The sequence below is a fragment of the Synechocystis sp. PCC 7509 genome, from assembly GCF_000332075.2.
Lineage (GTDB): Bacteria > Cyanobacteriota > Cyanobacteriia > Cyanobacteriales > Chroococcidiopsidaceae > Aliterella.
The window spans coordinates 276,053-301,373 of sequence record NZ_ALVU02000001.1 but is presented as its reverse complement, the minus strand read 5'-3'; the positions used below and the strand labels follow the sequence as shown (position 1 = coordinate 301,373).

At 41.6% G+C, this 25,321-nt stretch carries 22 protein-coding genes and 1 pseudogene; 12 read left to right on the top strand and 11 right to left on the bottom strand.

Features of this window, described 5'->3' with window-relative positions; translation table 11 throughout:
- The first annotated feature begins 86 nt into the window (after positions 1-86).
- The gene (locus tag SYN7509_RS0201585; protein WP_009629941.1) at positions 87-1,451 is read left to right on the top strand and encodes a phospholipase D-like domain-containing protein; all 1,365 of its coding nucleotides are present in this window, start codon (positions 87-89) and stop codon (positions 1,449-1,451) included.
- Here the strand turns inward: SYN7509_RS0201585 and SYN7509_RS31600 are convergent.
- A complete protein-coding gene (locus SYN7509_RS31600) occupies positions 1,441-1,530 on the bottom strand; it encodes a hypothetical protein (protein ID WP_369792298.1) in 90 nt (29 codons plus the stop codon). The two genes, SYN7509_RS0201585 and SYN7509_RS31600, sit on opposite strands and share 11 nt — an antisense overlap.
- Positions 1,531-1,648: 118 nt before the next feature.
- Here SYN7509_RS31600 and SYN7509_RS29000 point away from each other — a divergent pair.
- Positions 1,649-2,532, top strand: a protein-coding gene (locus tag SYN7509_RS29000) for an IS630 family transposase (RefSeq protein WP_148297905.1) whose coding sequence is annotated in 2 segments (ribosomal slippage) — positions 1,649-1,975 and positions 1,978-2,532 — 882 coding nt in all. Because the reading frame shifts where the segments join, the coding sequence is not laid out codon by codon here.
- Positions 2,533-2,547: 15 nt separating this feature from the next.
- Here the strand turns inward: SYN7509_RS29000 and SYN7509_RS24880 are convergent.
- The 3 genes and pseudogenes from SYN7509_RS24880 to SYN7509_RS24875 form a co-directional block, all read right to left on the bottom strand.
- A pseudogene (locus SYN7509_RS24880) lies at positions 2,548-2,964 on the bottom strand (chemotaxis protein CheB); the annotation flags it as partial.
- Positions 2,964-3,803: a CheR family methyltransferase gene (locus tag SYN7509_RS0201565; RefSeq protein WP_009633841.1), complete on the bottom strand. Its 840-nt coding sequence runs from the start codon at positions 3,801-3,803 to the stop codon at positions 2,964-2,966. The pseudogene SYN7509_RS24880 and the gene SYN7509_RS0201565, both read right to left, overlap by 1 nt.
- Positions 3,800-8,152: a response regulator gene (locus tag SYN7509_RS24875; protein ID WP_009633840.1), complete on the bottom strand. Its 4,353-nt coding sequence runs from the start codon at positions 8,150-8,152 to the stop codon at positions 3,800-3,802. The genes SYN7509_RS0201565 and SYN7509_RS24875 overlap by 4 nt, the downstream gene beginning before the upstream one ends.
- Before the next feature lie 74 nt (positions 8,153-8,226).
- Between SYN7509_RS24875 and SYN7509_RS0201555 the strand changes: the two genes are divergently transcribed.
- From SYN7509_RS0201555 to obgE, 3 genes are all read left to right on the top strand, one after another.
- Positions 8,227-9,285, top strand: a complete 1,059-nt coding sequence (locus SYN7509_RS0201555; protein WP_009633839.1) for a glycosyltransferase family 4 protein — start codon at positions 8,227-8,229, stop codon at positions 9,283-9,285.
- A 619-nt stretch (positions 9,286-9,904) separates the two neighbouring features.
- A complete protein-coding gene (locus tag SYN7509_RS0201550; RefSeq protein WP_009633838.1) occupies positions 9,905-10,567 on the top strand; it encodes a Mo-dependent nitrogenase C-terminal domain-containing protein in 663 nt (220 codons plus the stop codon).
- 117 nt (positions 10,568-10,684) lie between these two features.
- Positions 10,685-11,716: a GTPase ObgE gene (obgE, locus tag SYN7509_RS0201545; protein WP_009633837.1), complete on the top strand. Its 1,032-nt coding sequence runs from the start codon at positions 10,685-10,687 to the stop codon at positions 11,714-11,716.
- On the opposite strand, the gene SYN7509_RS24870 is transcribed toward obgE, so the two are convergent.
- Together SYN7509_RS24870 and SYN7509_RS0201535 are read right to left on the bottom strand one after the other, a co-directional pair.
- Positions 11,701-13,122 carry a serine hydrolase gene (locus SYN7509_RS24870; RefSeq protein ID WP_009633836.1) on the bottom strand — a complete coding sequence of 474 codons (1,422 nt, stop codon included), beginning with the start codon at positions 13,120-13,122 and terminating at the stop codon, positions 11,701-11,703. The genes obgE and SYN7509_RS24870 overlap by 16 nt on opposite strands.
- A gap of 178 nt (positions 13,123-13,300) precedes the next feature.
- Positions 13,301-14,050, bottom strand: coding sequence for an RNA methyltransferase (locus SYN7509_RS0201535; protein WP_009633835.1), 750 nt, complete (start codon positions 14,048-14,050; stop codon positions 13,301-13,303).
- A gap of 36 nt (positions 14,051-14,086) precedes the next feature.
- Here SYN7509_RS0201535 and SYN7509_RS28095 point away from each other — a divergent pair, with 36 nt between their 5' ends.
- Both SYN7509_RS28095 and SYN7509_RS0201530 read left to right on the top strand, forming a co-directional pair.
- On the top strand, positions 14,087-14,236 hold the full coding sequence (locus tag SYN7509_RS28095) for a DUF2256 domain-containing protein (protein ID WP_071994173.1): 150 nt from the start codon (positions 14,087-14,089) through the stop codon (positions 14,234-14,236).
- 45 nt (positions 14,237-14,281) lie between these two features.
- Positions 14,282-15,223 carry an isoaspartyl peptidase/L-asparaginase gene (locus SYN7509_RS0201530; RefSeq protein ID WP_009633834.1) on the top strand — a complete coding sequence of 314 codons (942 nt, stop codon included), beginning with the start codon at positions 14,282-14,284 and terminating at the stop codon, positions 15,221-15,223.
- An 8-nt stretch (positions 15,224-15,231) separates the two neighbouring features.
- Here SYN7509_RS0201530 and glmU read toward each other — a convergent pair whose 3' ends face one another.
- From glmU to SYN7509_RS0201515, 3 genes are all read right to left on the bottom strand, one after another.
- Positions 15,232-16,602: a bifunctional UDP-N-acetylglucosamine diphosphorylase/glucosamine-1-phosphate N-acetyltransferase GlmU gene (gene glmU / locus SYN7509_RS0201525; protein WP_009633833.1), complete on the bottom strand. Its 1,371-nt coding sequence runs from the start codon at positions 16,600-16,602 to the stop codon at positions 15,232-15,234.
- Positions 16,603-16,676: 74 nt separating this feature from the next.
- Complete coding sequence (locus SYN7509_RS24865) at positions 16,677-17,684, bottom strand: response regulator (RefSeq protein WP_009633832.1); 1,008 nt, start codon at positions 17,682-17,684, stop codon at positions 16,677-16,679.
- A gap of 325 nt (positions 17,685-18,009) precedes the next feature.
- Positions 18,010-18,882, bottom strand: a complete 873-nt coding sequence (locus tag SYN7509_RS0201515; protein ID WP_009633831.1) for a tRNA (5-methylaminomethyl-2-thiouridine)(34)-methyltransferase MnmD — start codon at positions 18,880-18,882, stop codon at positions 18,010-18,012.
- Positions 18,883-18,891: 9 nt separating this feature from the next.
- Here SYN7509_RS0201515 and SYN7509_RS0201510 point away from each other — a divergent pair, with 9 nt between their 5' ends.
- The 4 genes from SYN7509_RS0201510 (at position 18,892) to SYN7509_RS0201495 (ending at position 23,177) form a co-directional block, all read left to right on the top strand.
- A complete protein-coding gene (locus SYN7509_RS0201510) occupies positions 18,892-19,716 on the top strand; it encodes a sulfurtransferase (RefSeq protein ID WP_009633829.1) in 825 nt (274 codons plus the stop codon).
- Between the two features lie 350 nt (positions 19,717-20,066).
- Entirely contained in the window at positions 20,067-20,588 is a 522-nt protein-coding gene (locus tag SYN7509_RS0201505) for a LabA-like NYN domain-containing protein (RefSeq protein WP_009633828.1), read from the top strand.
- Between the two features lie 38 nt (positions 20,589-20,626).
- Positions 20,627-22,228: a 2-isopropylmalate synthase gene (locus SYN7509_RS0201500; protein ID WP_009633827.1), complete on the top strand. Its 1,602-nt coding sequence runs from the start codon at positions 20,627-20,629 to the stop codon at positions 22,226-22,228.
- Positions 22,229-22,376: 148 nt separating this feature from the next.
- Positions 22,377-23,177, top strand: coding sequence for a class I SAM-dependent methyltransferase (locus SYN7509_RS0201495; RefSeq protein ID WP_009633826.1), 801 nt, complete (start codon positions 22,377-22,379; stop codon positions 23,175-23,177).
- Here the strand turns inward: SYN7509_RS0201495 and SYN7509_RS0201490 are convergent, their stop codons facing one another.
- Both SYN7509_RS0201490 and SYN7509_RS0201485 read right to left on the bottom strand, forming a co-directional pair.
- Positions 23,178-23,780, bottom strand: coding sequence for a Uma2 family endonuclease (locus SYN7509_RS0201490; RefSeq protein WP_009633825.1), 603 nt, complete (start codon positions 23,778-23,780; stop codon positions 23,178-23,180).
- Positions 23,781-23,838: 58 nt separating this feature from the next.
- Positions 23,839-24,288 carry a GNAT family N-acetyltransferase gene (locus SYN7509_RS0201485; protein ID WP_009633824.1) on the bottom strand — a complete coding sequence of 150 codons (450 nt, stop codon included), beginning with the start codon at positions 24,286-24,288 and terminating at the stop codon, positions 23,839-23,841.
- A gap of 78 nt (positions 24,289-24,366) precedes the next feature.
- Here SYN7509_RS0201485 and SYN7509_RS24860 point away from each other — a divergent pair, with 78 nt between their 5' ends.
- On the top strand, positions 24,367-25,320 hold the full coding sequence (locus SYN7509_RS24860; protein WP_009633823.1) for a RecQ family ATP-dependent DNA helicase: 954 nt from the start codon (positions 24,367-24,369) through the stop codon (positions 25,318-25,320).
- Position 25,321 lies beyond the last annotated feature (1 nt).

Below are 25,321 nucleotides of genomic sequence, written 5' to 3'. Positions count from 1 at the left end.
TGTAAAGCGCGGCTAAGAAAATAAGCAGTTTTGTTAATTGAGAGGAGTTTTTAGGGAACTATAGCTTTATCTGCTAAATCAATTCTATGAATTTTAGACAGCTTTTTTCTACACTTTTTCCGTTTTTACTTGTTGGATGTCTTGGGGTACATTCCGAGCAAAAACTGATCTCTTTACCTCAAGATCCTTTAGTGCAGGTGTACTTTAATCATACCGAGTCTTCCCAATATCAAGAATCTCTACGCCAACAGCAAAGAAAGGGAGACGATTTAGAGCAACAAATTATTGAGGCAATTTCTACAAGTAAATCTAGCGTAGATGTTGCAGTGCAAGAATTGCGTTTGCCAAAAATTGCTCAAGCGTTAGGAGAAAGACAAAAAGCTGGGGTAAAAGTGCGGGTAATTTTGGAAAATACTTACAATTACTCTTTGGGAGAATCTCAGCCAGGAAAAACCGCACGGGAAGCCGCCAAGTACGACGAATTACGGAAATTAAGCGATCGCAATCAAGACGGTAAAATCAGCGTCCAAGAAGCCCAACAAGGGGACGCGCTCTTAATTCTCCGCAATGCCAAAGTACCTGTAATTGATGATACGGCGGATGGTTCAAAAGGTAGCGATTTGATGCACCACAAATTTATAGTTGTAGACGATCGCACAATAATTGTAACTTCGGCTAATTTTACCAGTAGCGACATTCACGGCGACCTTACAAACCCTGACAGTACAGGCAATGCCAATAATTTAGTAAAAATTGATAGTCCCGAATTAGCCGCTATATTTACTCAAGAATTTAACTTAATGTGGAATGGCGATCGCGCTTTTGGTCTAAAAAAGCCTTTTCGTCCTCCTCAACAAGTCCAAGTAGGTAATATAACTATTGACGTGCAGTTTTCGCCAACTTCTTCAACTTCGCCATTTCGTCAAAGCACCAATGGTTTAATTGCTAAAACTCTCAGTACCTCTAGCCAATCGGTAGATTTAGCCTTATTTGTATTTTCCGATCAAAATATTGCCAATACTTTAGAGCAACAAAGCCTTCATAATGTCAAAATTCGCGCCGTAATCGAGCCAGATTTTATTTATCGCCCGTATAGCGAAGCGCTAGACATGATGGGAGTTAGCCTAAGTAACAAGTGTAAATACGAAGCAAATAACCATCCTTGGCTACAACCAATTACAACTGTAGGTGTACCCCAATTATTCAAGGGCGATTTATTGCATCACAAATTTGCAGTTATAGATAAAAGCACGGTAATTACTGGCTCTCACAATTGGTCAGAATCCGCCAATACTAGCAATGATGAAAATTTATTAGTTATTCATAGTCTCACCGTTGCAGCCCATTATCAGCAAGAGTTTGAGCGGTTGTATAGTAATGCTCAATTAGGCGTATCAGAGCGTTTACAGCAAAAAATTCAAAAAGCGCAAAAACAGTGTGTTAAAGGCTGATACTCATAACAAAATCAGCAATCTTTTCTAAGGGCAAAATTTTGTCTATCTTTGTAGATGCGATCGCAGCCATCGGCATAATAGAACAAAAAGCAGTTGTTGGCTCTTGCACTACCGTTAATCCACCTTGAGCTTTATAGCCCTACAAATTCATATTAAGACATATAATAGAAAAACGAGAGTATCAAACAATACCTATGCCCGCCCCTTACAGTGAAGACCTGCGCCAAAAGGCGATTGCAGCAGTTGAGAGAGGAGAACGCAAAAGTGATGTGAGCCGGATGTTGCACATTAGTCGCAACACACTCGACCTATGGCTGAAGCGCAAGGAACAAACTGGCAACTGTCAAGCGATTACTCACTATCAACAGGGAAATCGACATAAAATCAGTGATTGGCAGAGGTTTCGTGAATTTGCGAAGCAACATGGAGGCAAGACTCAAGGGCAAATGGCTGTGTTGTGGGGCGAAGGGGTGAGTCAGCAGAACATCAGTGATGCCTTGCGTAAGCTTGGCTCAAGTCGAAAAAAAAAACCTATGGATACCGAGAGCGGGATGAGTTAAAACGTCAAGGATTTCAGGAGCAACTACAGACCTTATCTGCTGCTCAAATCATCTATGTTGATGAAGCAGGGATTGACAACCGAGATGACTATCCCTATGGTTATTGTGAGGTTGGACAACGCTTCTATGCTCTCAAACCTGGTAAGCGTACTGAGCGTGTCAGTTGGATCGCAGCACTACGCCAAGGGAAAGTGTTTGCACCAATGACATTTGTGGGTTCCTGTAACCGTAACTTATTCGAGATGTGGTTAGAGCAGTGTCTTATCCCTCAATTGCGACCAGGTGATGTTATCGTCATTGACAATGCAAGTTTTCATCACTCCCAGGCAATTGACGAGATTGTAGCAGAGGCGGGATGTGAGTTATGGTATCTTCCCCCCTATTCTCCAGACTTGAACAAGATCGAACATTGGTGGTTTGTACTCAAGAACTGGATGCGGCAGCGGTGGAACGAATTTGACAACTTTCATGATTGTGTAGATGCCGCCTTTAAACACTGTCCTAACGTGTTCCCGTAGCGCTATAATTTTTGCCAATCCTTCCGCACCATCAAAATTTGCGCCTGTTAAAATTATCCCAATTAAGTTTTGCCCGTAAACATCGGCGGCGGATTCAAAAAGTACGTCAATTGAAGGTCTTGCATAGCTTACCGGAGCTTCGGTAGAAAAAGTAAAATAATTAGCTTCTTCCCCGGCTTCAATTAACAAGTGATAATCAGCAGGAGCTAAATATATCCGTCCTGGTAAGATTAATTCTCTATCTTCTGGTTCAATAATTGGCAAACGGCTATAAGCTTGCAAAGCTTGACTTAGTTGGTTTGAGGAAGTGATGACACGGTGAGTAACAACTACTACAGCTAAGGGAAAATGCGGCGGTAAATCTTTTATTAGCACCTCAATTGCCTCTAAACCCCCGGAAGAAGTACCAACAGCTACAAGCTCAAAGCTCATTAACTAACTCTCCGGTACAGTTTCTCATGACTCAATTGCTGATAGTGTTGCTCGTAAGGAGTAAATTTAAGCGATTCCGGCTTTCCCAATCCCAAAACTCCAAACATTGCCAAGCTATTGTGAAAAAGTTGATAAACCTGTTGTTGCAGTGCGGCGTTGAAATAAATTAAGACGTTGCGGCACAAAATTACGTGAAATTCATTAAAAGAGCTATCTGTAACTAGGTTGTGCTGAGAAAATACAATGTTTTCCTTTAAAGAGGCGCGAAAAATAGCGTTATCGTAGGCGGCGGTGTAATATTCGGAAAAAGACTGTTTACCCCCAGCAAGCTGATAGTTTTGCGTGTATTCCTGCATGAACTTTAAAGGGAAAATTCCGGCTTTAGCTTTTTTGATTACTCCTTCATTGATATCTGTAGCGTAAAGCCGACAGCGATGATAAAGGTTTTCTTCTTGTAATAAAATCGCCATTGAGTAAACCTCCTCTCCCGTAGAGCATCCAGCGTGCCAAATTCGGATAAAAGGATAGGTGCGAAGAAGCGGGATAACGTTAGTTCTTAGAGCCAAATAAAAGTTAGGATCGCGGAACATGGAAGTAACATTAATAGAAAGAGTTAAGACAAATCTTTCTAAACAAGTGCGATCGCGTAAAATTTTTTCTTGCAATCCTGAAACAGTAGTCAGTTTTTCTGCATGAATAACGTTCCAAATGCGGCGTTTTAACGAAGCTGGGGCATAATTTCTAAAATCAAAGCCGTAGTAACGAAATATACCTTCTAATAGCAGGTCAATTTCGATCTTCTCTAAATCTACACTGCTATTAGTTAACGCTTTTTTCATCGGTATAGCCAAACTCTCATTAAAGATAGCAATTGTTCGGTATCTACAGGCTTACTGATATAGTCCGATGCACCTGCTTCAATACATTTTTCGCGATCGCCTTTCATCGCTTTAGCCGTCAGTGCTATGATCGGCAAAGTTTTAAACTGTTCGCAAGTGCGAATAGCACGGGTTGTCTCGTAACCATCCATTTCCGGCATCATAATATCCATCAATACGATGTCAATTTCTGAAGTATTTTGCAGCCTAGTTAAAGCATCTCTACCATTTTCAGCATACAAAACCTGCATCTGATATAGCTCTAACATACTTGTCAGCGCAAAAATATTTCGCACGTCATCATCGACAATTAAGACTTTTTTGCCCACTAAACCCGTATCTATTTGCTGCAACTGTTCTAGCATCTGGCGCTGAGATTCAGGCAAATTGGCTTGAATGCGGTGCAAAAACAAAGCTGTTTCGTCTAAAAGCCTCTCAGGACTCCGCACGTCTTTAATGACAATGGCTTCAGCTATGCGTTTGATTTCCGTTTCTTCAACTCTAGTCAATTCTCTACTTGTATAAACAATAATCGGCACATTTCCGCCCGTTTCTTGCTTAATTTGTTCAATGAGTTCAAACCCGCTCATATCTGGTAAGCCAAGGTCAAGCACAATACAATCAAAATTAGTATTGCTTAATTGTGCTAAAGCCTCCGCTCCTGTCGCTACAGCAGTAGTTGCTACATCCCCGTTACCAATTAGCTCAACAATGCTGTGACGCTGTACTTCATCATCTTCTACAACTAATAAGTTTTTAATCCGCCGCTCAATATAACCTTTAATATTAGTCAAGGCATCGGTTAAAGTTTCGCTAGTGACAGGTTTTTGCAGATAAGACTTTGCACCAAGGTTTAAACCCCGTTGATGTTCTTCGGAAACCGATAATATATGTACAGGAATATGGCGAGTAGTGCGATCGCGTTTCAACCTGTCTAATACCGTCCACCCATCCATTACAGGCAAAAGGATATCGAGCATAATTGCGTCTGGCTGGTACTTCCGCGCCATTTCTAGCCCTGTTTCGCTGCGGGAGCTATAAAGTACCTTAAAGCCATTGTCTCGCGCCATATCTACCAAAATTCGGGCAAAATTGCTGTCATCTTCAATAATTAGTAGTAGGGGATGGTTGCGGCTAGTAGAAGCGGCTATTTCAGCGCGATCGTCGTTAATTGTCGTAATTGATGGGGAAACTATACTAGGTAAGGCAACAGGGGCGTTATGGGTAATATTTTGAGGTAAATAGAGCGTAAAATTACTACCTTTTCCAGGAGTGCTAACTAAGCCAATTTCACCGCCTAATAAGCGGGCAATTTCTCGGCTAATAGATAACCCCAATCCCGTACCGCCATACTTGCGGCTCGTAGTTCCATCGGCTTGTTGAAACGCCTCAAATATTACTTTTTGCTTGTCTGAGGCGATACCAATACCCGTATCTACCACAGAAAAAGCGATCGCGCTACGAGCATTATTTAAGTTTTGGTTGCTAGAGTTCCATCCCGCCGTTACTGGTTCTACTTGCAAGCTAACGTGACCGCTATCTGTAAACTTAAAAGCATTAGCCAGCAGATTTTTTAATATTTGCTGCAAGCGTTTAGCGTCAGTGTCAATAGTTGGTGGGAGTGTGGGAGCAATAGAAATTGAGAATTGTAAGCCTTTATCTTGAGCAACTTGGCGAAATGTTGATTCTACTTGCTGGCGTAAATCTGATAGCAACATCGGTTCAACATCTACAGACATAGTTCCCGATTCAATTTTTGCCAAGTCCAAGATGTCATTAATTAGGGTTAATAGTTCTGTCCCAGCGTTATAAATAGTTTTGCTGTATTCTACTTGCTTGGGGGTGAGATTGCGGGTTCTGTTATCCCCCAATAACTTAGACAAAATCAGTAAACTATTTAATGGTGTTCGCAATTCATGAGACATATTCGCCAAAAATTCAGACTTATAGCGCGAACTAAGAGCTAATTGGTCGGCTTTCTCCTCTACCGTCTGTCTTGCTTGATCTATCTCTCGATTTTTGCGTTCTACTTCTTGATTTTGCACCGCTAATAATTCGGATCTTTCTTCTAATTCAACGTTAGTTTGCTGCAATTGCTCTTGCTGATTTTTGAGCAAATCTTCGGAAGCTTTAAGAGATTTTGCTTGCAGTTCTAGGCGTTGATTAGTTTCTCTTAGTTCGCTTTGCTGGCTTTGTAATTCTTCCGCTAAGGATTGGGATTGCTTAAGTAATTCTTCTGTACGCATACTAGAAGCGATCGTATTGAGAACGATCGCAATACTTTCGGTCAATTGGTCAAAAAAGCTTAAATGTATATCGTTGAAGCGGTGAAAAGAAGCAAGTTCAATGACGGCGGTTACTTGTCCCTCAAACAACACAGGCAAAACTACCGCGTTTAGAGGTGTGGCTTCCCCAAGTCCCGAACCAATTTTGATATAGTCGGCAGGTACTTCAGTCAGCAAAATTCGCTCTTTTTCTAAAGCACATTGTCCTACTAATCCCTCCCCCAACCGAAATTGATTGGCTAGTTGCTTGCGTTCTCGGTAAGCGTAGGTACTAATTAACTTGAGGAATTTCTCATGCACGTCCTCAGAAACCATCAGATAAAAAACGCCTTGCTGCGCTCCTACTAAAGGTGCAAGTTCTGACAAAATCAATTTAGAAACCGCTTCCAAATCTCTTTGTCCTTGCAACATTCTGGTAAATTTGGCTAGGTTTGTTTTCAGCCAATCTTGTTCGGTATTTTTTTGGGTGGTTTCACGCAGATTAGCAATCATTTGGTTGATATTGCTAGAAAGAATCGCCACTTCTCCCTCCGCCTGCACAGAAATAGAGCGCGTTAAGTCGCCTTTAGTAACCGCCGTTGCTACTTCTGCGATCGCTCTTACTTGCGTTGTCAAATTTGCCGCTAGTTCGTTAACATTATCTGTTAAGTCTCGCCATGTACCCGCCGCCCCCGGTACTTTTGCCTGACCGCCTAGCTTTCCTTCAATTCCTACTTCCCTTGCTACCGTCGTTACTTGGTCAGCAAAAGTAGCTAAAGTATCGGTCATTTCATTAATCGTATCTGCCAAGGTTTCAATTTCGCCTTTGGCTTCAAGCATCAATTTGCGCTTGAGATCCCCATTAGCAACCGCCGTCACAACTCTAGCAATGCCTCGCACTTGAGCGGTGAGGTTTCCCGCCATGGAGTTCACATTATCTGTTAAGTCTTTCCAAGTTCCCCCTACCCCGCTAACTTGAGCTTGACCGCCTAATTTGCCTTCTGTACCTACTTCACGAGCGACTCTAGTTACTTCACTGGCAAAAGAATTGAGTTGATCGACCATGACATTAATGGTATTTTTCAACTCTAAAATTTCTCCTTTAACGTCAACAGTGATTTTTTTAGATAAGTCACCATTAGCAACGGCGGTAGTAACTGTAGCAATATTTCGCACTTGGGCGGTAAGGCTACCCGCCATAAAATTCACGCTATCGGTTAAATCTTTCCAAGTCCCAGCAACGCCTTTAACATCTGCTTGTACGCCGAGTTTTCCTTCGCTACCAACTTCACGAGCGACTCTAGTTACTTCACTGGCAAAAGAATTGAGTTGATCGACCATAACATTGATGGTATCTTTTAACTCTAAAATCTCCCCTTTCACGTCAACGGTGATTTTTTTAGATAAGTCACCATTAGCAACCGCCGTAGTTACTTCCGCAATATTTCGCACTTGGGCGGTCAAGTTTCCCGCCATTGAGTTTACCGCTCCCGTTAAGTCTTTCCAAGTCCCCGCAACGCCTTTAACCTCTGCTTGTGCGCCCAGTTTGCCTTCGCTACCAACTTCACGGGCAACTCTAGTTACTTCACTAGCAAAAGATCCCAGTTGTTCTACCATTGTGTTGACAACTTGGGCCGTTTGGAGAAATTCACCCTTAAGAGGACTACCATTACTTTCTAAAGCGACTTCTTGAGACAAGTCCCCGTTGGCGACACCTCGAATCGCGCGAGAGGTTTCAACTATGGGCTGGACTAAATCAGTAATTAAGGTATTGACGGAATTAATACTTTTTCCCCACGCACCGCCAGCGTTGGCTAAAACTGCGCGACTTTCTATTTTGCCTTCTTTGCCCACAACATTACTAATGCGCTCCAATTCCTCAGTCATCATTGAATTAAGTTCAATAATATCGTTGAGGGTATCGGCGATTTTTCCGGCAATCCCTGTTTGGTCTATAGGCATCCGTACAGAAAAGTCACCTTTTTTGACGGCGGTTAAAACTTGTAGTAGTTGTTTGGGTTCTAAACTATCTGTATTTGTAGTCATAGCACTTCTCTTATGCGATCGCACAAACCTTTGTTGTCAATAGTATTAAGTAATAAAGATAGTGGTTTAAAAAATTGCTAGTTAATTTATCCTTTGTTAGTAATAAACCAACAGGCATAAGTACTTATGCCACTAATTTAATTCCTCATCTCCAAAAGCTACAACCAACATTACTTAGTTCGCAACTAATAAATGATTGTGATTGTTATCCAATCCCAGGAAATTTAACTCCAGACGATGGTAGTAAAGGACATTTACGCCGATTGTTGTGGACGCAAAGGCAATTACCAAAAATATATAAGCAAAAAAGCTCGCATCTTTTATTTTCCCCAGTCCCGGAAGCCCCGCTATTTACAGATTGTCGCTACATTGTCACCGTTCACGATTTGATCCCCTTACGCTTTGCTAAATTATCTCCTCTTACCGCTTACAGCCGCTACTATATTCCCCAGATTTTGAAAGGCGCTCAACATATTCTCTGTAATTCAAAAGCCACGGCTAAAGATATTACCGATTTTTTTGGGATCGAGCCAAACAAAATTACTTCAATCCTATTAGCTCACGATGCCAACAATTTCCGCGCTCTTAACTTACCCTTATCTAACTATTTTCTCTACATCGGTAGACAAGATCCTTACAAAAACTTGCAGCGACTAATTGCCGCCTTTGCCGCCATCCCAAATTACCATAAATATCAACTCTGGATAGCTGGAAGCTCTGACCCACGTTATACTCCGGCAATTCAGGCGCTAATAGACAAATTGGGCATAGCAAATTACGTTAAATTTCTTGATTATGTTGCTTATCCTCAATTACCAATTATTATCAATAGCGCGATCGCTCTTATCTTCCCTAGCTTGTGGGAAGGCTTTGGTTTCCCTGTCCTAGAAGCTATGGCTTGCGGTACGCCCGTAATTACTTCTAACCTCTCCTCCATGCCAGAAGTAGCAGGAGAAGCGGCGATCCTTGTCAATCCTTACAGCACCGCAGAAATTAGCCAAGCCATGGCAAATGTGGCAACTTCTCTTGAAAAGCGATCGCAATTATCGGCGCTTGGTTTACTTAGAGCCGAGGAATTTAGCTGGTACAAAACTGGACAAGCTACCGTAAAAGTTTTATCTGACTATTTGTAAATTCTTGCTATAGTTGCCATAACTAAATTGTCGGCTAAAGCAATTCTGTCTTTTTATAGTAAATCTAATCTTTTAGTATAAAACTTTACTCAATAAATTTTCAAGAAATTTGCTAGATTAAAATCCTTGACTTGTCTTAATAAAATATTAATAATTGAATAATGCCTTTTTGCTTTAAAACCAATAAAGTAGTAGGTTGCTAGAGAAATAAAAGATAACAAATTAATGAGTTACTAATAGCCAATATTTATATAAATATTTCTTATCTAATAAAATGTTCCTGCAAACTTACAGGGGAACATAATGGTCTTGAGTTCGACTAAGATATTAAGCGATCGCCAAAGAACAGCCAGCCCTAAGAAGCTCAAGGTTCTTGAAAGCGAAGCCGAAGCGGCAAATCCCTACCTAAAAAGTAGCAATTTCTCCCTGACTATCATCAGTAACTCTAAATTAAAATAGCTAGAAGCGAGACAAAACAAATATATTTAACTGGTGTATTTTTACAGAGTCTTTATCAAAAATCAGCCTTCTGGTTTGTTATTTTACGTCAGAAATGATGGAACTAGAGTTACAATCGATGCGTTGAATTGTAAAACTACGCGAGTTGGGAACGAGTGTAATGACTCCTTGTACTGATGAGCAAGTATCAGCTTGGTTACGCGGACTGCTAACAATTGCTTGGGCAGACGGCAATTTCGATCTTGAAGAACAGAAATTAATCGCCGCTTTAGTAACCAATGGCGGTGAAAATACCAGCCCATTAACAGAAATAGAGCCAATTACAAGCGCTGAACTCGCGGCGGCTCTTAAAAGTAGCGATAGCGCCACCGCCGAGAATTTTTTACGTACCGCCGTAATGGTAGCGATCGCCGATGGCGTGTACTCCATCGACGAAGATAATTTATTGCACGAATTTTGCCAAGCTTTAGGACTATCAGAAACAGCCCTAGATAGCTTGCGAAGTACCCTTTACGACCAAGAAAAAGGCATGATCCCCAACTTCTATTTATTTACACAGCTTGACAACCATGCCTTGCGTCCGATTCGCAACTGGCTTGACGACCTAAAAATTCACGATCCCAAAGTAGCCCGATTTTTGTGCAAAATGATCCCCGCCCAATGTCCCTTCGAGCGCGATGTAAAACTATTTGGACGTAAAATTGTACATATTCCACCAATGTGCAAAATTAACCCTGTTTACGAGCAACTCGTTGGTTTACGCTTTCGTGCCTTATCCTATTTAGCCGATGAATGTCATGAAGATGTCTCAAATTATTGTTAGCAATTAAGCATTAGCATGGAATGACAAGAGCTTAGGAGAAAAGGTAGTAGAAATTGCTGTTAAAAGCTTTCTACAAATTTTGCGCCTATCTACCTAGTAGCTAACAGCTAAAACATTATGCAATTTATCGATCGAGCCGAAATAGAAGTTGAGTCAGGCAGTGGCGGCGATGGCATGGTCTGCTTTCGTCGAGAAAAGTACGTCCCCGCCGGAGGCCCCTCAGGAGGCAAGGGAGGTGGTGGTGGTTCGGTAATTTTTAAAAGTGTAGAAAACTTACAAACTTTGCTGGACTTTCGCTACAGGCATCGCTTTAAAGCCGAAGATGGCGATCGCGGTGGCACAAACAATTGTACGGGGGCTTCGGGAGACGATTTAATCGTTGAAGTTCCCTGTGGAACGATAATTTATGATGCTCAAACCAGCGAATTAATCGGCGACTTGACCGAACCCAATCAAACTTTGCTAGTAGCTAAAGGCGGTAAAGGCGGGTTGGGAAACAAACATTTCTTGAGTAACAGCAACCGCGCCCCCGAATATGCCTTACCAGGATTACCCGGCGAAATTCGCTTATTAAATTTAGAATTGAAGCTTTTAGCAGAAGTGGGAATTATTGGTCTGCCAAATGCTGGCAAATCTACGTTAATTTCGGCTTTGTCCTCCGCCCGACCAAAAATAGCTGATTATCCCTTTACTACCTTAGTGCCGAATTTGGGAGTAGTACGCAAGCCTACCGGAGACGGCACAGTGTTTGCCGATATTCCGGGTTTGATTGCTGGCGCTCATCAAGGAGCAGGTTTAGGTTATGATTTTTTGCGCCATATCGAACGCACTCGCGTACTACTACACTTAGTCGATGGTACGGCAAGCGATCCCATTGCCGACTATCAAATAATTCAAGCAGAATTAAACGCCTACGGACGAGGATTAGCCTCTCGCCCGCAAATTGTGGCAATTAATAAAGCCGATGCCATTGATGAGGAAACTATAAGTGCGATCGCTCAACAACTCAAACTTTTAAGTCAAAGTCCAATTTTTCTAATTTCCGCCGTTAGTCGTCAAGGGTTAAATGAGTTGTTACAAACTATCTGGACGACTATAGACCGCCAAAAAGAGGTGCGAGAGGCACAGGAAGTTTATCTCGGACTTTGACCCGCTTCTACGGCTCCCTGGGTGGGAATTGTAGTAATAAAAGGTGTTGGACTAGGCATAACTTGAGTGGCGACGGGCTTAGTAAATTGCTGGTAACTAAGGCGAGAAATTTGGCGGATCAATTCTTGAGCGCGACTGTCATTATGGGGACGCTTGACCATTGCCACCGCAATATAACGCTTACCATTTGGCATATCAACTAAACCAACATCTCCCACCATAGAGCCAATATCACCAGTTTTGTGAGCAATGATTGCTCCCTCTCCTAAGCCTTGGGGGAGTAAAGTTCTAGTTTTGGTACGACGCATAATTTCCAATAAGCGATCGCGGGATCTTAAAGTCATCAATTCCCCCCGATCTACCAAACTCATCAAATTTCCCATATCCTTTGGACTGGTGGTATTTGTTCCCGTCAAATCAGGTAAGAGGTTATTAATTTTTGTCGATTCTAAACCCCAAGCTTGGAAGCGTTCATTTAAAACTTTTATCCCTCCCATGCGCTTGATTAGCATATTTGTCGCCGTATTATCGCTAACTACAATCATTTGGGTTGCTGTATTCAAAGCTGTATACTTTGTTCCCAACGGTTGATACTGCATCCCTCCAGAACCGCCACCAATTATTTTTTTTTCGATGGTCAGCTTTTCATCTAAGCGAATTTTTCCCGTATCTACATCTTGAAAAAAGGCTACAAGCACGGGAACTTTGATCGTGCTGGCGGCGGCAAAAGGTAACGAGCCATTCCAATCTAAATAATTTTTGGTATCTAGATCGACAAAAAAAGCTCCCGGTGTCAGTCCTTTATTTTTTGCTCCTAACTGCTGTACGGCGGCTTTTAAGGGCATGATTTCTTGATTTAGCGTTAAAGCTAGAGGTGTTAGGGCTTTAGCGGTGCTGACGATAGTTTTGTTGACCTTTGGTTGAGCTTGCTGATTTATCCGCGTTGCCGGATTTAGCACCGATAATAAAGTTCCAGCGATCGCAAAAGTTCCCACGCCAAAAATTATTAAGCGTAAGGCATACGTCAATAACCCATCAGATTTTTTGCGCTTTACGAGGCGCTTTTTTGTAATTAGTGGTGTCACCTTATCTACTTTTGGAGTTGCGGGGATAGTTGGCGACGATGGATTTGCCCGTTGGTGATTGAGCGCCGCCTTTGGGGGTAAATTTACTGGACGCGATCGCGATTTACGGTTCATTACTGATGTTTCAATCCTAGTTTGCCCACCTAGCGCTATTTCAGGATTTAAAGCATCCCTTGCGGCTATTGGCTGCAAATTTTCATTCTTATAAGGAATTTTAATATCTTGACTGCTAGTTTGGGAGTTTTTACTTGCCTCTTTTCTAGCAGAATTCATCGTAACTTGTGACAAGAGCGACTTTTTCCCGGTCAACGGCTGTTCCACACCTAAATCCTCACACACCTAATGATTAAAATAAAACTATAAAAATGCTTAACTTTAGACGCTCAATTAATAGCACAAACTAGAGCAGCGAACGGCTAAATATACTTAAAACCACAGCAAATCGCTTTAAACATCTTAAGCTTGGGGATTTTTGCCAAAAATCTTCGGGATGCTCGACTTATTCTGGCTTGGCGTTCTTTTGTAACGCCCACTGCATTTGAGTTAAAATACCCCTTAACATATTTAGCTCGTTTTTGTCAAGATAAGCGCGGTTAAATATATGGCGAAATTTTTCCATCCGACTTGCGGCGGTATGGGGATAAATATAGCCAATAGTGAGTAAAACCTGTTGCAAGTGCTGATAATAGGCTTCTAATTCATCAAAGGCTGCATAGTCTGGGGTTTCGGTGCGATCGCCCGTCGAAAATTCTACCGATTGTGTAAGCTCATAACAGCAAACAGCCACCGCCTGTGCCAAGTTAAGCGATGAATAATCGGGGTTAGAGGGAATGCAGACAAAGCGTTGAGCATAGTTTAATTCTTGATTGCTTAGTCCTCGGCATTCGGGTCCAAAAATCAGGGCGGAGGGTTGCTCAAGGGGCGTTTCTAATAGCCAAGGTAAAGCCCTATGCGGGTGTTCTAGGGGTAACTGTTCCCGAAATCGGGCGGTAGTAGCGATCGCCCGCACGCAGCCCTGCAAAGCCTCTGGTAGCGTCTCAACAATCTGCGCCGCCGCTAAAACGTCTTGGGCGTGAACGGCCATTTGTTGCGCGTCTTCTGAATGGGGATCGCACTGCGGATTAACTAAAATTAGCTGCTGTAAACCAAAATTTTTCATCACTCTAGCAATTGCGCCGATATTGCGATCGCCCGCAGGTTCGACTAAAACAATTCGTACTGATGCTAGTTTTTGTGAGTGAGTAAACATTTGTAAAATTAAAGAAGATGTATGATAAAAACTGCTATGCCACGTTCTAAATCAGATTTACCAACAAAAATTTGTCCTGTATGTCAGCGTCCTTTCACTTGGCGCAAAAAATGGGTTGATTGCTGGGATGATGTGAAATACTGCTCGGAGCGCTGTCGCCGTCGTAAAAGCACAAGTCCGCAGTAGGGGCGCAATTAAGTATACTTGCAAGCAAACATTTGGAGTTCAAAGGTGCAGCCTAAGTTAATTATTCATGGTGGGGCGGGGAGTTCGTTAAAAGGTAAAGGAGGAGTAGAATCTGTTAGACGCAGCCTCAACCAAGTTATCGAAGAAGTTTATGCTTTGCTCAAGTCAGGAGCAAAAGCCAGCGATGCAGTGGTGCTGGGTTGCCAGCTATTAGAAGACGATCCCCGCTTTAACGCCGGAACGGGTTCAGTGCTGCAATCGGATGGACAAATCCGCATGAGCGCCGCCTTAATGGACGGTACAAGTCAGCGCTTTAGCGGTGCTATCAATGTATCGCGCTTACAGCACCCAATTGATTTAGCCCACCACTTACAAAATTCTCCCGATCGCGTTTTATCCGATTATGGATCGGCGGAACTATTAAGGGAATTACAAATACCGCTTTACAATCCCCTCACCGAATTGCGCCTAGAAGAATGGATGCAGGAACGTCAAGAGAATTTCGTGAAAACGATGGCGGGAGTTGTCGCGGAACCGGAATTAGTCGAAAATGCCGGACGCGGGACAATTGGCGTTGTGGCTCTCGATAGCCAAGGCAATTTGGCAGTGGGGACATCCACCGGAGGTAAAGGATTTGAACGGATTGGACGCGTTAGCGATTCGGCTATGCCGGCGGGAAATTACGCCACCATGCACGCCGCCGTTAGCTGTACGGGCATCGGCGAAGATATCATCGATGAATGTTTGGCAGCCCGGATTGTAGTGCGCGTAACCGATGGATTGTCGTTACACGCAGCAATGAAACGTACTTTTGCTGAGGCGCACAAAAACCAACGAGACTTAGGAGCGATCGCTCTTGATGCTACGGGAGCGATCGCCTGGGGTAAAACTAGCGAAGTCTTACTAGCGGCTTTCCACGATGGCGAAAAAATTGGCGACACCCTAGAAACCAATGAAGGGACGCTCACAGGTTGCCTGGAAGGATGATTTACTCTTTAGTGAGTTTTCTTTCGCCAACCGCGCTTAATTACCTGACGACTGCGCCCGATAACTAAACAATCATCCGGCACATCTTCGGTGACAGCAGATCCGGCGGCAATATAGACATCGTTGCCAATAGTTAACGGTGCAACTAAAACACTATTTGCCCCGGTTTTGGTGCGATCGCCGATTATAGTTGGATGTTTGTTTACGCCGTCGTAATTAGCCGTAATTGTCCCCGCTCCCACATTGACTTTTTCCCCTAAAGTCGCATCGCCCAAATAAGCTAAATGAGCAACATTAGTACCACTACCTAGGACGGTTTTTTTCAATTCCACAAAATTTCCTAATCGGCAGCCAGCGCCAACTTCAACTTCGGCACGCAAATGAGTATAGGGTCCAATTTGACTATTGGCATTGACAATACTGTTTGTAACCACTGAATACAGTATTGTTACGTTTTCACCAATCAAACTATCTTCAATTAAGCTTCCAGGGCCAATCCGACAGCCCGAAGCGATTTCTGTTTTTCCCCGTAAATGAGTTTGCGGCTCAATAATTACATCTGGCTGCAATGTTACCGTGTCATCAATCGTAATGCTGTTAGGGTCAATCATTGTCACACCCTTTGCCATCCATTGTGATTTCAAGCGTCTTTGCAAAATTTCGTAGGCGGTGGCTAATTGTTCGCGATCGTTGATACCGAGCATTTCTTGATAATCTTCTACATCCACCGCCATTACTTGCTCTAGCTGATTTACGGCATCGGTAATGTAATATTCTTTTTGATCGTTATTTGCTTGCAAGTGGGGCAGCACTTCCATCAATTTTGACCAATTAAAACAATAAACTCCAGCATTGATGCGGCGATTTTGTTTTTGGGCGGTGGTACAGTCTCGATCTTCGACAATTTCTTTAATAATATTTTGTCCGTTGCAAAATACTCGCCCGTAGCCTTGAGGATTGGGCAATTGAGCAGTAAGAATTGTCGCGGCGTTTTGATGCTCTTGATGAGCCTGTAACAACTGTTTGATAGTTTCAGGTCTTAAAAGCGGTACATCGCCATTTAGTACCAGCAAATCCCCCGTAAACCCTTCTAAATGAGGAATTATCTGTTGGATAGCATGGCCTGTCCCCAATTGTTCTGTTTGCTCGATAAATTCTAACGTTGGCAAAAGGTGAGAATTGCTTTTTTCTTGCAAAGCTGTTTTAACTTCTTGAGCTTGATAGCCCACAATTATCATCCGTCGCCCGTGGGGAACTGTCTGCAAGCTCTCCAATACTCTTTCAACCAAACTCCGCCCACCCAATGAGTGTAAAACCTTGGGTAAGTTCGATTTCATTCGCGTTCCGCGTCCCGCCGCCAAAATTGCTACTGCTACCATTCCTACGTATTAACCATCAGGTGTCAGTTTAGATGATAGCTGAGTGCCGAACTCTCGCCACAACTATTGCGGCTCTAAATAGATTTTTGCAGGTGAATAAACTCCGTAAACTTTTGCACTAATTTAGGGCTACGCCAGCCTAAATCTCTCTCTTGAGCCAAGATTTCCAAGGCTTCTTCCGGCGTAAAAGCTCGTTTGTAAGGGCGATCGCTTGTCAGTGCGTCGTAAATATCAATCATCTGAAATACTTGAGCTAAATACGGAATCTCATCGCCTACCAATCCGTAGGGATAGCCCGAACCATTCCAACGCTCGTGATGATGGCGGATAATCGGGATCACTCCTCGCATCGTCCGTAAAGGCTGACAAATTTTCTCGCCAATTGTCACGTGCTGCTTCATAATCTCCCATTCTGGAGGTGTGAGCTTTCCCTCTTTGAGCAGCACAGCGTCAGGAATGCCAACTTTACCAATATCGTGTAAATAACCACCCCATTGCAAGTTTCGCATTTGGGAACGGGTCAGTTTTAGAAATTGTCCAAAGGTTTCCCCCAAGTTTACCAAGCGCCCGCAATGATCTCCAGTATTAGGATCGCGGCTTTCTACGGCTCTAGCTATAGAAAATAGCACTTGTTCGGTATGATCCAAGTCTTCGTTTAGTCGTTTTTGGCGAATTAAAGATTTAACCCGCGCTGATAATTCGGGGCGATCAAAGGGTTTAGTTAAAAAGTCATCTCCCCCTGCTTCTATTCCGCGAATTCTTGACTGTTTATCGTCGAGTGCTGTAATAAAAATTACTGGTATTAATCTAGTTTGTTCGTCTTGTTTGAGTTGCTGACAGACTTCAAACCCGTCCATTTCTGGCATCATCACGTCTAGCAATATCAAGTCTGGCTGAATTTTCATTACTCGCTCTAAAGCTAGCTCCCCACTTTCAGCTTCGGAAACTTCATAACCTTCCAAGGATAAAAGAGCCATTGCTGTCATCCGATTGGCTTGGTAGTCATCTACTACTAATATTTTGGCTGGAGCTAAGTCAGTATCAGTAACCAAAGTTGTTTTTGTTTTATAAGTAGAAACCATTAACTTACTCGTCCAATTCCCACGGCTAGATGTTTACAAATTGCTCTTGAAAATTAATTATTTATGTGAAAACTTTATTTTTTCAATGTAGTAAAATCACGGAAGGCGGTTAATTATTTTTATGCTTAAATTTTATATATTTTGTCCCCAAAAAGTATTAAGTAAGTTAGAGCTAAATTTGTTGAATTTAGCTTAAATATCGCTCTAGAATTTGATATTAGGGATTTCTACTTAAATTTATTTTTAAGTATACCGAGAAAACATGATTGATAAAGTTACTGTACTTACAGTATGAACAATCAACTTAAGTCATGACTCCGTTAGATTACGGATTTTTCTTAAATTTTCTGCTAGTACGCCGATGCCAACGGGCAGTAGGTTCTAAAAGGCTAATTTGTTGTTCTTGTTGTCGCCTCAGCAAAATGACCGCGCTCAAGTCTTGCAAAGTGGGGTCGCGGTAAGGAATTGCTGCCCGCGTTAGCAAATGTTCCTGGGCGATGACAGATAAAGGCGGTAATTCATATCTAGCAGCGATGGTACTAGGCGATCGCCTCCCCATTGAAGTTATAGCTCCAATATGCAGCCCCGCAGCTATTAGAGCGGTTCTCACGGCGGCGGCAGCAGAATAAGTTGCTAGGATGCCTTGAGCGTGCAAACAACTTGCAACTAACTGGATAAATTCTACCGTCCATAGTTGTGGACACTTGGGAGGCGAAAAGGGATCAAGAAAAATTGCATCGGCGGTAAAGTTTGATGGAATCAGCTTAATTGTCTCTCTAGCATCACCAATAATTAAACTCGCCTGACATCGCCCGGTTTCGACTTGGAAGTTGTTAGCCAAAGGAGTTAAAATTTGTTGAATCTGCGGCTGCCAACAAGCGATTAAATCGTCAGTTATCGCCTGCTTTGGCACATCAAGATTAGATTCTAAGGCAACGATCTCCACAAAACAATGGGGATTTGTAGCCCAAATTTGCGCCAAAGCCGCCGCCGTGTTGTATCCCAGTCCATAACAAATATCTAACAGCCTAATTACTGGTTGATGAGCTTTAATATTTAGTTTAGTTGGAGCCGCAAACTTATGTTCAGCTTCGGTTTTTGCTCCCTGTTGGCTGTGAAAAGTCTCCCCAAATTCTTCGCAATAGAAAGTGTAGGAGTTATCGGCGGTCAATTGTGGTAAAAATAAGTCGCAAGTCATACAACTATTATGGATATACCAACAGTAGTTTCTGCCGCCTGGCTTTACGAACATCGAGAAGATACGCATATTGCGATCGCTGATTGTCGTTTTTCTCTAGCAGATCCCGCCTTGGGAGCGCAACAGTACAATACTAGCCACATTCCGGGGGCGGAGTATTTCCACCTCAACAAAGACCTTTCTAGCCCCGTGCAGCAGCATGGTGGGAGACATCCATTACCCGATCCGGAAGTTTTAGCCCAAAAGTTATCAACAATGGGTATAGATGCTCAAACAATCGTTGTCGCTTACGACGATTCGCGCTTTGCTTTTGCTGCTCGTTTGTGGTGGCTGCTGCGCTATTTAGGACACGATCGCGTTGCTGTATTAGATGGAGGGTTTAAAGCTTGGCAAAGCCTGAAATTGCCCGTTACAGACGCTATTAGTACAAAGACACCAACACAATTTATTTGTCACTTGCAACCATCGCTTCGAGTAGACATCGCTGAGGTTAAAGCCCGTAAAGATTTGCCTGGAGTAGTGCTAATTGATTCAAGAGAAATTCCCCGCTATCTCGGCAAAAGTGAACCTATAGACCCTATTGCTGGGCATATTCCGGGAGCGGTTAACTATCCTTGGCAAGAGGTTTCTAGTAGCGATGGATACTTGTATTCTTCTCAAGAGCAACGTCAACATTGGCAACAACTACAAGGGCGGGAAATTATTGTTTATTGTGGTTCTGGGGTGACTGCTTGCGTTAATTTATTGTCTTTACATCTAGCAGAAATTGATACTTCTGCCCTTTATGTTGGTAGCTGGAGCGATTGGTGTAGTTACTTATTAGTTGATAGCTAAAACGCCTATTGATTCTTACTAGATGTTAATTTATGGCAAAATGCTTGATTTCCTTGCCTTTAACGTCTATACCAAGATCGGGGAGGATCGTTAAAAGTTGCCAAAACCTGTAAATTTAGTCAATTTATTGGTAAATTTTAGATAAAGTAATAATTATATTATGCTCTTACTTAACATAACTTATCAATTAAACTCATTTTTATTGTTTCAGGATTAGGCAATATAGATATATTTCTAGTAAACAATTAATTAAAAATAGATGGGGACTTTTATAAAAATTCTCCGTCTCTAATGTTGCCATAACCTGTTACTAAACTTAAGTTTTAAAAAAATTATTAGGTATATTTTTTATGTCATGTTTAATGAATCGGCTGTCTATTTTTGTAGACGGCAACAATATGTTTTATGCTCAACAAAAAAATGGGTGGTTTTTCGATCCGAGGCGAGTATTAGAATATTTAAGAAAAGAAAAACTCAACACAGAATTAATTAATGCTTTTTGGTATACAGGATTAAAAGACGCTCAAGATCAAAGAGGTTTTCGAGACGCTTTAATTAGCTTGGGATACACTGTAAGAACAAAAATACTTAAAGAATATTACGACGATACATCGGGGAGATACTCGCAAAAAGCAAACTTAGATATAGAAATAGTTATAGATATGTTTAATACCGTAGAGCAATACGACCGAGTAGTATTATTTAGCGGAGATGGTGATTTTGAGAGAGCAATTGAACTATTAAGATCGAAAAGTACGCATATTACAGTTGTATCAACTGAAGGAATGATTGCTAGAGAATTGCGTAATGTTACGGATAGATATATAGATTTGAACGATATTCGAGAATATATTGAAAAGCTAGACTTATAAATAAAAACTAAAATATAAATTAAGGAGAGAACAAACAAATGACTAACGACCAACAAGAAAGAGTAATCATTTTTGACACTACATTACGCGATGGGGAACAATGTCCCGGAGCAACGCTAAACGTAGATGAGAAGCTATTAATTGCCAAGCAATTAGCAAGGCTAGGTGTAGATGTAATTGAAGCGGGGTTTGCTTACGCAAGTCCGGGAGACTTTGAAGCAATAAAAAAAGTTGCTGAGGCTGTAGGGACAGAAAATGGCCCAGTAATTTGTTCTTTAGCAAGAGCAATCAAAAACGACATTAAAGCCGCCGCAGAATCATTAAAACCCGCAGCAAAAGGCAGAATACATACATTTATTTCTACCTCTGATATTCATTTAGAGTATCAGTTGAAAAAAACTCAAGCTGAGGTTTTAGAGATTGCTGGAGAAATGGTAGCTTATGCCAAATCCTTTATGGATGATGTGGAGTTTTCCACAATGGATGCAACCCGCACCGATCCTGAATATTTGTATCAAGTGTTAGAAAGAGCGATCGCAGCAGGAGCAACAACGGTTAATATTCCAGATACGGTAGGCTACACAACTCCTAGCGAATTTGGCGCGTTAATTAAAGGGATTAAAGAAAATGTCCCTAATATTGACAAAGCAATTATTTCCGTTCACGGACATAATGATATTGGTTTGGGGGTGGCTAATTTCCTAGAAGCCGTGAAAAATGGCGCAAGGCAACTAGAATGCGCGATTAATGGCATTGGTGAGCGGGCTGGAAATACCGCCTTAGAAGAAGTTGTGATGGCGTTGCACGTGCGGCGGCAGTATTTCAACCCATTTTTGGGTAGAAGCGCCGAATCTGAAGCACCACTAACCAATATTGACACTCGCCAAATTTATAAGACTTCTCGCTTAGTTTCGACTTTGACAGGAATGCTAGTACAGCCAAATAAAGCAATTGTGGGTGCAAATGCTTTTGCTCACGAGTCGGGAATTCACCAAGACGGAATTCTCAAAAACAAGCTCACCTATGAGATTATGGACGCGGAATCAATTGGACTTACCAATAATCAAATTGTTTTAGGCAAACATTCTGGGCGCAATGCTTTCGGGACTAGACTAAAAGAATTAGGCTTTGATTTGCCTGAAGATGAGCTAAATAAAGCTTTTTTGAAGTTTAAAGATTTAGCAGATAAGAAAAAAGATATTTCTGATTGGGATTTAGAAGCGATCGCTAATGACGAAATCCAAGCAAGTCCCGAAATGTTCCGTGTAGAATTAGTACAGGTTTCTTGTGGCGATCGCTCTACACCGACGGCTACAGTAACATTGCGGACTCCTGAAGGCAAAGAATTAACTGATGCGGCGATCGGTACGGGTCCAGTAGATGCGGTATATAAGGCGATTAATCGGGTAATAAATGTACCCAATGAATTAATTGAGTTTTCGGTACAATCTGTAACGGCGGGAATAGATGCGATCGGCGAAGTTACAATTCGATTGCGCTATGAAGATCGGGTATTTTCCGGTCATGCCGCCAATACTGACATTATTGTCGCTTCAGCCCAGGCTTATGTAAATGCCTTGAATAGATTGTATGGCTCATTGAAACAAGAAAAGCGCAGCCAAATGGCGCAAGAAGTGTAAGAGATCCCCCCTAACCCACGGCAATAAAGCGGGAAGCATAGCTACACCGCTTTTTGCCTCCCCTTAAAAAGGGGGGAAAATATTTAAAAAGTAGGAGCGCTTAATCAGTGTTTCTATATTGCTCAGGTTGTCAAACACACAAAATACTATGGCTGATGAAATATTTGCAAAAGAAAGGCAGTTTCACGACCAATGGGCAGCCACAATTGATATAGATGGCATCAACGTCAAAGATTGCTTTGAAGCTTGTACCGCCCCCGAAAATCGCTTTATATTGCGCCATTTGGGATGTGTTCGCGGGAAGAAATTATTAGATTTGGGTTGCGGTGCGGGAGAGAATAGCGTTTATTTTGCTAAAAAAGGCGCATTGTGTGTTGCTTCCGACTATTCGCCAGGGATGGTAGAAGTAGCCATGCAACTAGCGGCGGCTAACGGAGTCACTATCGAGGGTAGAACTATGAATGCGATCGCCCTCGATTGTCCTGACAATACCTTTGATATCGTCTATGCTGCCAATTTGCTGCATCATTTGCCCGATCCTGAAGCTGTAATTAAAGAAATGCACCGCGTCCTTAAACCCGGTGGAAAAGCTTGTTTTTGGGAACCTTTGAAGCACAATCCGATTATCAATGTATATCGTCGCATGGCAACTTTTGTGAGAACCGAAGACGAAACACCATTAGATATTAATATAGTTAAGTTTGTAGAATCAAGGTTTGCTCAAACTACTTACGATACATTTTGGTTAGCAACCTTGTGGATTTTCTTACAATTTTACTTAATCGAGAAAGTAGATCCCAATAAAGAGCGCTACTGGAAGAAAATTATTATCGAACAAGCTAGATTAAAACCCCAATATCAGCGTTTGGAAAAGTTAGACGTAATTTTGAAAAAAATTCCTTTAATGAAGCGTTTTGCTTGGAATTTAGCTGTTGTAGCAACAAAATAGTTATTTGAACTGAGTCCCACGAATAATACTGCGAAACTCTTTGAATGCGACTTTTTGATCTAGCATATTGATGCAGCGAGTAAATAATTCTAAATCTAGCTTTGGTAATAATGCGCTTTGAGTTATAGGTTCATCACTAGGCGATCGCAAATTATAAATTAATAGCTGTTCGTCCTTCCAGTACCAAGCTTCTGCTACACCCAAGCGCCGGAATATTTCTCGTCTTTTTAATTTTCCGCTAGTAATAATAACTTCAATAACTAAGTCTGGTACAGCCTTTTCTTCATCCAAGGAGTAAGATTCGTCCGGTTCTGTCGAAGCATTTTTGTCTTCTCCTCCCATTGTAAAACTGCCAGTACGATAAAAATCAATTCCTACTTCGTCTAAATAAGTATCTAGTAAACGGCTAATGTTACTTTTAATTTTTTCGTGTTTCTTAGAAAGTGTCAAAACTTCTACATTCCCGTCAAGATAAGCGGTTCTTACTCCTGGAACATCATACAAAATTGCACGCACGGCTTCATACTGTCGCCACCTCATCCCAGGAATAAGAATTCTTTGTTCTTCCTCTAATTTGCCTAATTTTTCTAAAAGTTGGGACATAAACACTTACTTTTGCTGTAGTATTTTCTATTGTATACTCAGCATTTGATCGAGATTTCTATCTATAAGCACTTGAACCAGAAATAACCATCATGCGTTCGGGTGCTGGTAAGTTTTCAAACCCAAATTGACGATAAAGTTCATGAGCATCTGCTGTCGATAATAACCAAGTTCTTAAATTTTGAAGTTCTGAATATAATAAAATTGATTTTATGAGCCACGTTCCTAAACCTTGTCCTCTATAAGCTTCTAAAATAAAAACATCGGAAAAATAAGCAAAGGTTGCATAGTCAGAAATTACCCTAGCAAAACCAATTTGCTTATCAAACTCGTACACCCCAAAACATAAAGAATTATTTATGGATTTTTCTACAACCGATATTAGTACATCCTTAGCCCAATAAGAAGTTTTGAGAAAATTATAAATTGTTGTTATATCTAATTTAGATTTATCAGTGCTAAGTAAAATTTCGTTCCGGCGCTCGTGATGTAGTTCGTAAATCTTCATTTACTTATAGTGTTAATGCAAAATCGTTTTAATTATAACAAGCATAGTTGAAATAATAGTAATTTTAAACTTACAAATATGAGTAGTAGCCCATCAATAAATTCTATCAAATCTGCCCTAAAAGAAATCTGGGGTTATGAAGATTTTAGAGCGCCTCAAGAGGAAATTATTAGTAGTTTAATATCTCAACAAGATGCTTTGATAATAATGCCTACAGGCGGAGGCAAATCAATTTGTTTTCAACTTCCTGCTTTAATGCAAACAGGATTAACTCTAGTAGTTTCGCCCTTAGTAGCATTAATGGAAAATCAGGTTAAAGAATTACGCGATCGCAATTTACCCGCAGCTTTATTACACAGCGAACTATCAAGCCAACAAAAGTGGCAAACATTACAACTATTAGATAGGCAACAGCTAAGATTACTTTACTTATCCCCCGAAACTTTACTTAGTCCGAAAGTATGGTCGAAACTATGCAATCCACAGTTACAAATTAACGGCATAATTCTTGATGAGGCACATTGTTTAGTGCAGTGGGGAGATACTTTTAGACCAACTTACAGGCGTTTGGGGACAGTACGACCAGCATTATTAAAGTGTAAGCCTCAAGGAACAAAAATTGCGATCGCAGCTTTTACAGCCACCGCCGATATTGAGGCGCAAAAAACCATTACCCAAGTCTTACAACTCCAACAACCCGCAGCTTTTAAACAAAATCCTTACAGGCAAAATCTCCACCTAAAAGTACAAATAGCTTGGACTCCTAAAGGACGCAAACAACAGCTATTGAACGTTATTAAAGCTAAACCAGAGGAAACAGGCTTAATTTATGTACGAACCCGCCGAGATAGCGAAAAATTAGTCGAATGGTTGAGTAATTTAGGTTATAAAACCGCCGCTTATCATGCTGGTTTAAGTCCTGAAGAACGTAGAGAGATTGAAAATAATTGGCTAAGTAGCAAAATACCTTTCGTTGTTTGTACTTCGGCGTTTGGAATGGGGATAAATCAGCCTCATGTGCGTAAAACATAGC

What these genes read in the sequence shown, in the direction of transcription:
- SYN7509_RS0201585 (WP_009629941.1), top strand. Translation starts at nt 87, where the DNA reads ATGAATTTTAGACAGCTTTTTTCTACACTTTTTCCGTTTTTACTTGTT.
- SYN7509_RS0201505 (WP_009633828.1), top strand. Translation starts at nt 20,067, where the DNA reads ATGTCATGTTTAATGAATCGGCTGTCTATTTTTGTAGACGGCAACAAT.
- SYN7509_RS24875 (WP_009633840.1), bottom strand. Translation starts at nt 8,152, where the DNA reads ATGACTACAAATACAGATAGTTTAGAACCCAAACAACTACTACAAGTT.
- obgE (WP_009633837.1), top strand. Translation starts at nt 10,685, where the DNA reads ATGCAATTTATCGATCGAGCCGAAATAGAAGTTGAGTCAGGCAGTGGC.
- SYN7509_RS0201550 (WP_009633838.1), top strand. Translation starts at nt 9,905, where the DNA reads ATGACTCCTTGTACTGATGAGCAAGTATCAGCTTGGTTACGCGGACTG.
- SYN7509_RS24865 (WP_009633832.1), bottom strand. Translation starts at nt 17,684, where the DNA reads ATGGTTTCTACTTATAAAACAAAAACAACTTTGGTTACTGATACTGAC.
- SYN7509_RS0201490 (WP_009633825.1), bottom strand. Translation starts at nt 23,780, where the DNA reads ATGTCCCAACTTTTAGAAAAATTAGGCAAATTAGAGGAAGAACAAAGA.
- SYN7509_RS31600 (WP_369792298.1), bottom strand. Translation starts at nt 1,530, where the DNA reads ATGCCGATGGCTGCGATCGCATCTACAAAGATAGACAAAATTTTGCCC.
- SYN7509_RS0201485 (WP_009633824.1), bottom strand. Translation starts at nt 24,288, where the DNA reads ATGAAGATTTACGAACTACATCACGAGCGCCGGAACGAAATTTTACTT.
- SYN7509_RS24860 (WP_009633823.1), top strand. Translation starts at nt 24,367, where the DNA reads ATGAGTAGTAGCCCATCAATAAATTCTATCAAATCTGCCCTAAAAGAA.
- SYN7509_RS0201535 (WP_009633835.1), bottom strand. Translation starts at nt 14,050, where the DNA reads ATGTTTACTCACTCACAAAAACTAGCATCAGTACGAATTGTTTTAGTC.
- SYN7509_RS0201495 (WP_009633826.1), top strand. Translation starts at nt 22,377, where the DNA reads ATGGCTGATGAAATATTTGCAAAAGAAAGGCAGTTTCACGACCAATGG.
- SYN7509_RS0201510 (WP_009633829.1), top strand. Translation starts at nt 18,892, where the DNA reads ATGGATATACCAACAGTAGTTTCTGCCGCCTGGCTTTACGAACATCGA.
- SYN7509_RS0201515 (WP_009633831.1), bottom strand. Translation starts at nt 18,882, where the DNA reads ATGACTTGCGACTTATTTTTACCACAATTGACCGCCGATAACTCCTAC.
- SYN7509_RS0201500 (WP_009633827.1), top strand. Translation starts at nt 20,627, where the DNA reads ATGACTAACGACCAACAAGAAAGAGTAATCATTTTTGACACTACATTA.
- glmU (WP_009633833.1), bottom strand. Translation starts at nt 16,602, where the DNA reads ATGGTAGCAGTAGCAATTTTGGCGGCGGGACGCGGAACGCGAATGAAA.
- SYN7509_RS28095 (WP_071994173.1), top strand. Translation starts at nt 14,087, where the DNA reads ATGCCACGTTCTAAATCAGATTTACCAACAAAAATTTGTCCTGTATGT.
- SYN7509_RS0201565 (WP_009633841.1), bottom strand. Translation starts at nt 3,803, where the DNA reads ATGAAAAAAGCGTTAACTAATAGCAGTGTAGATTTAGAGAAGATCGAA.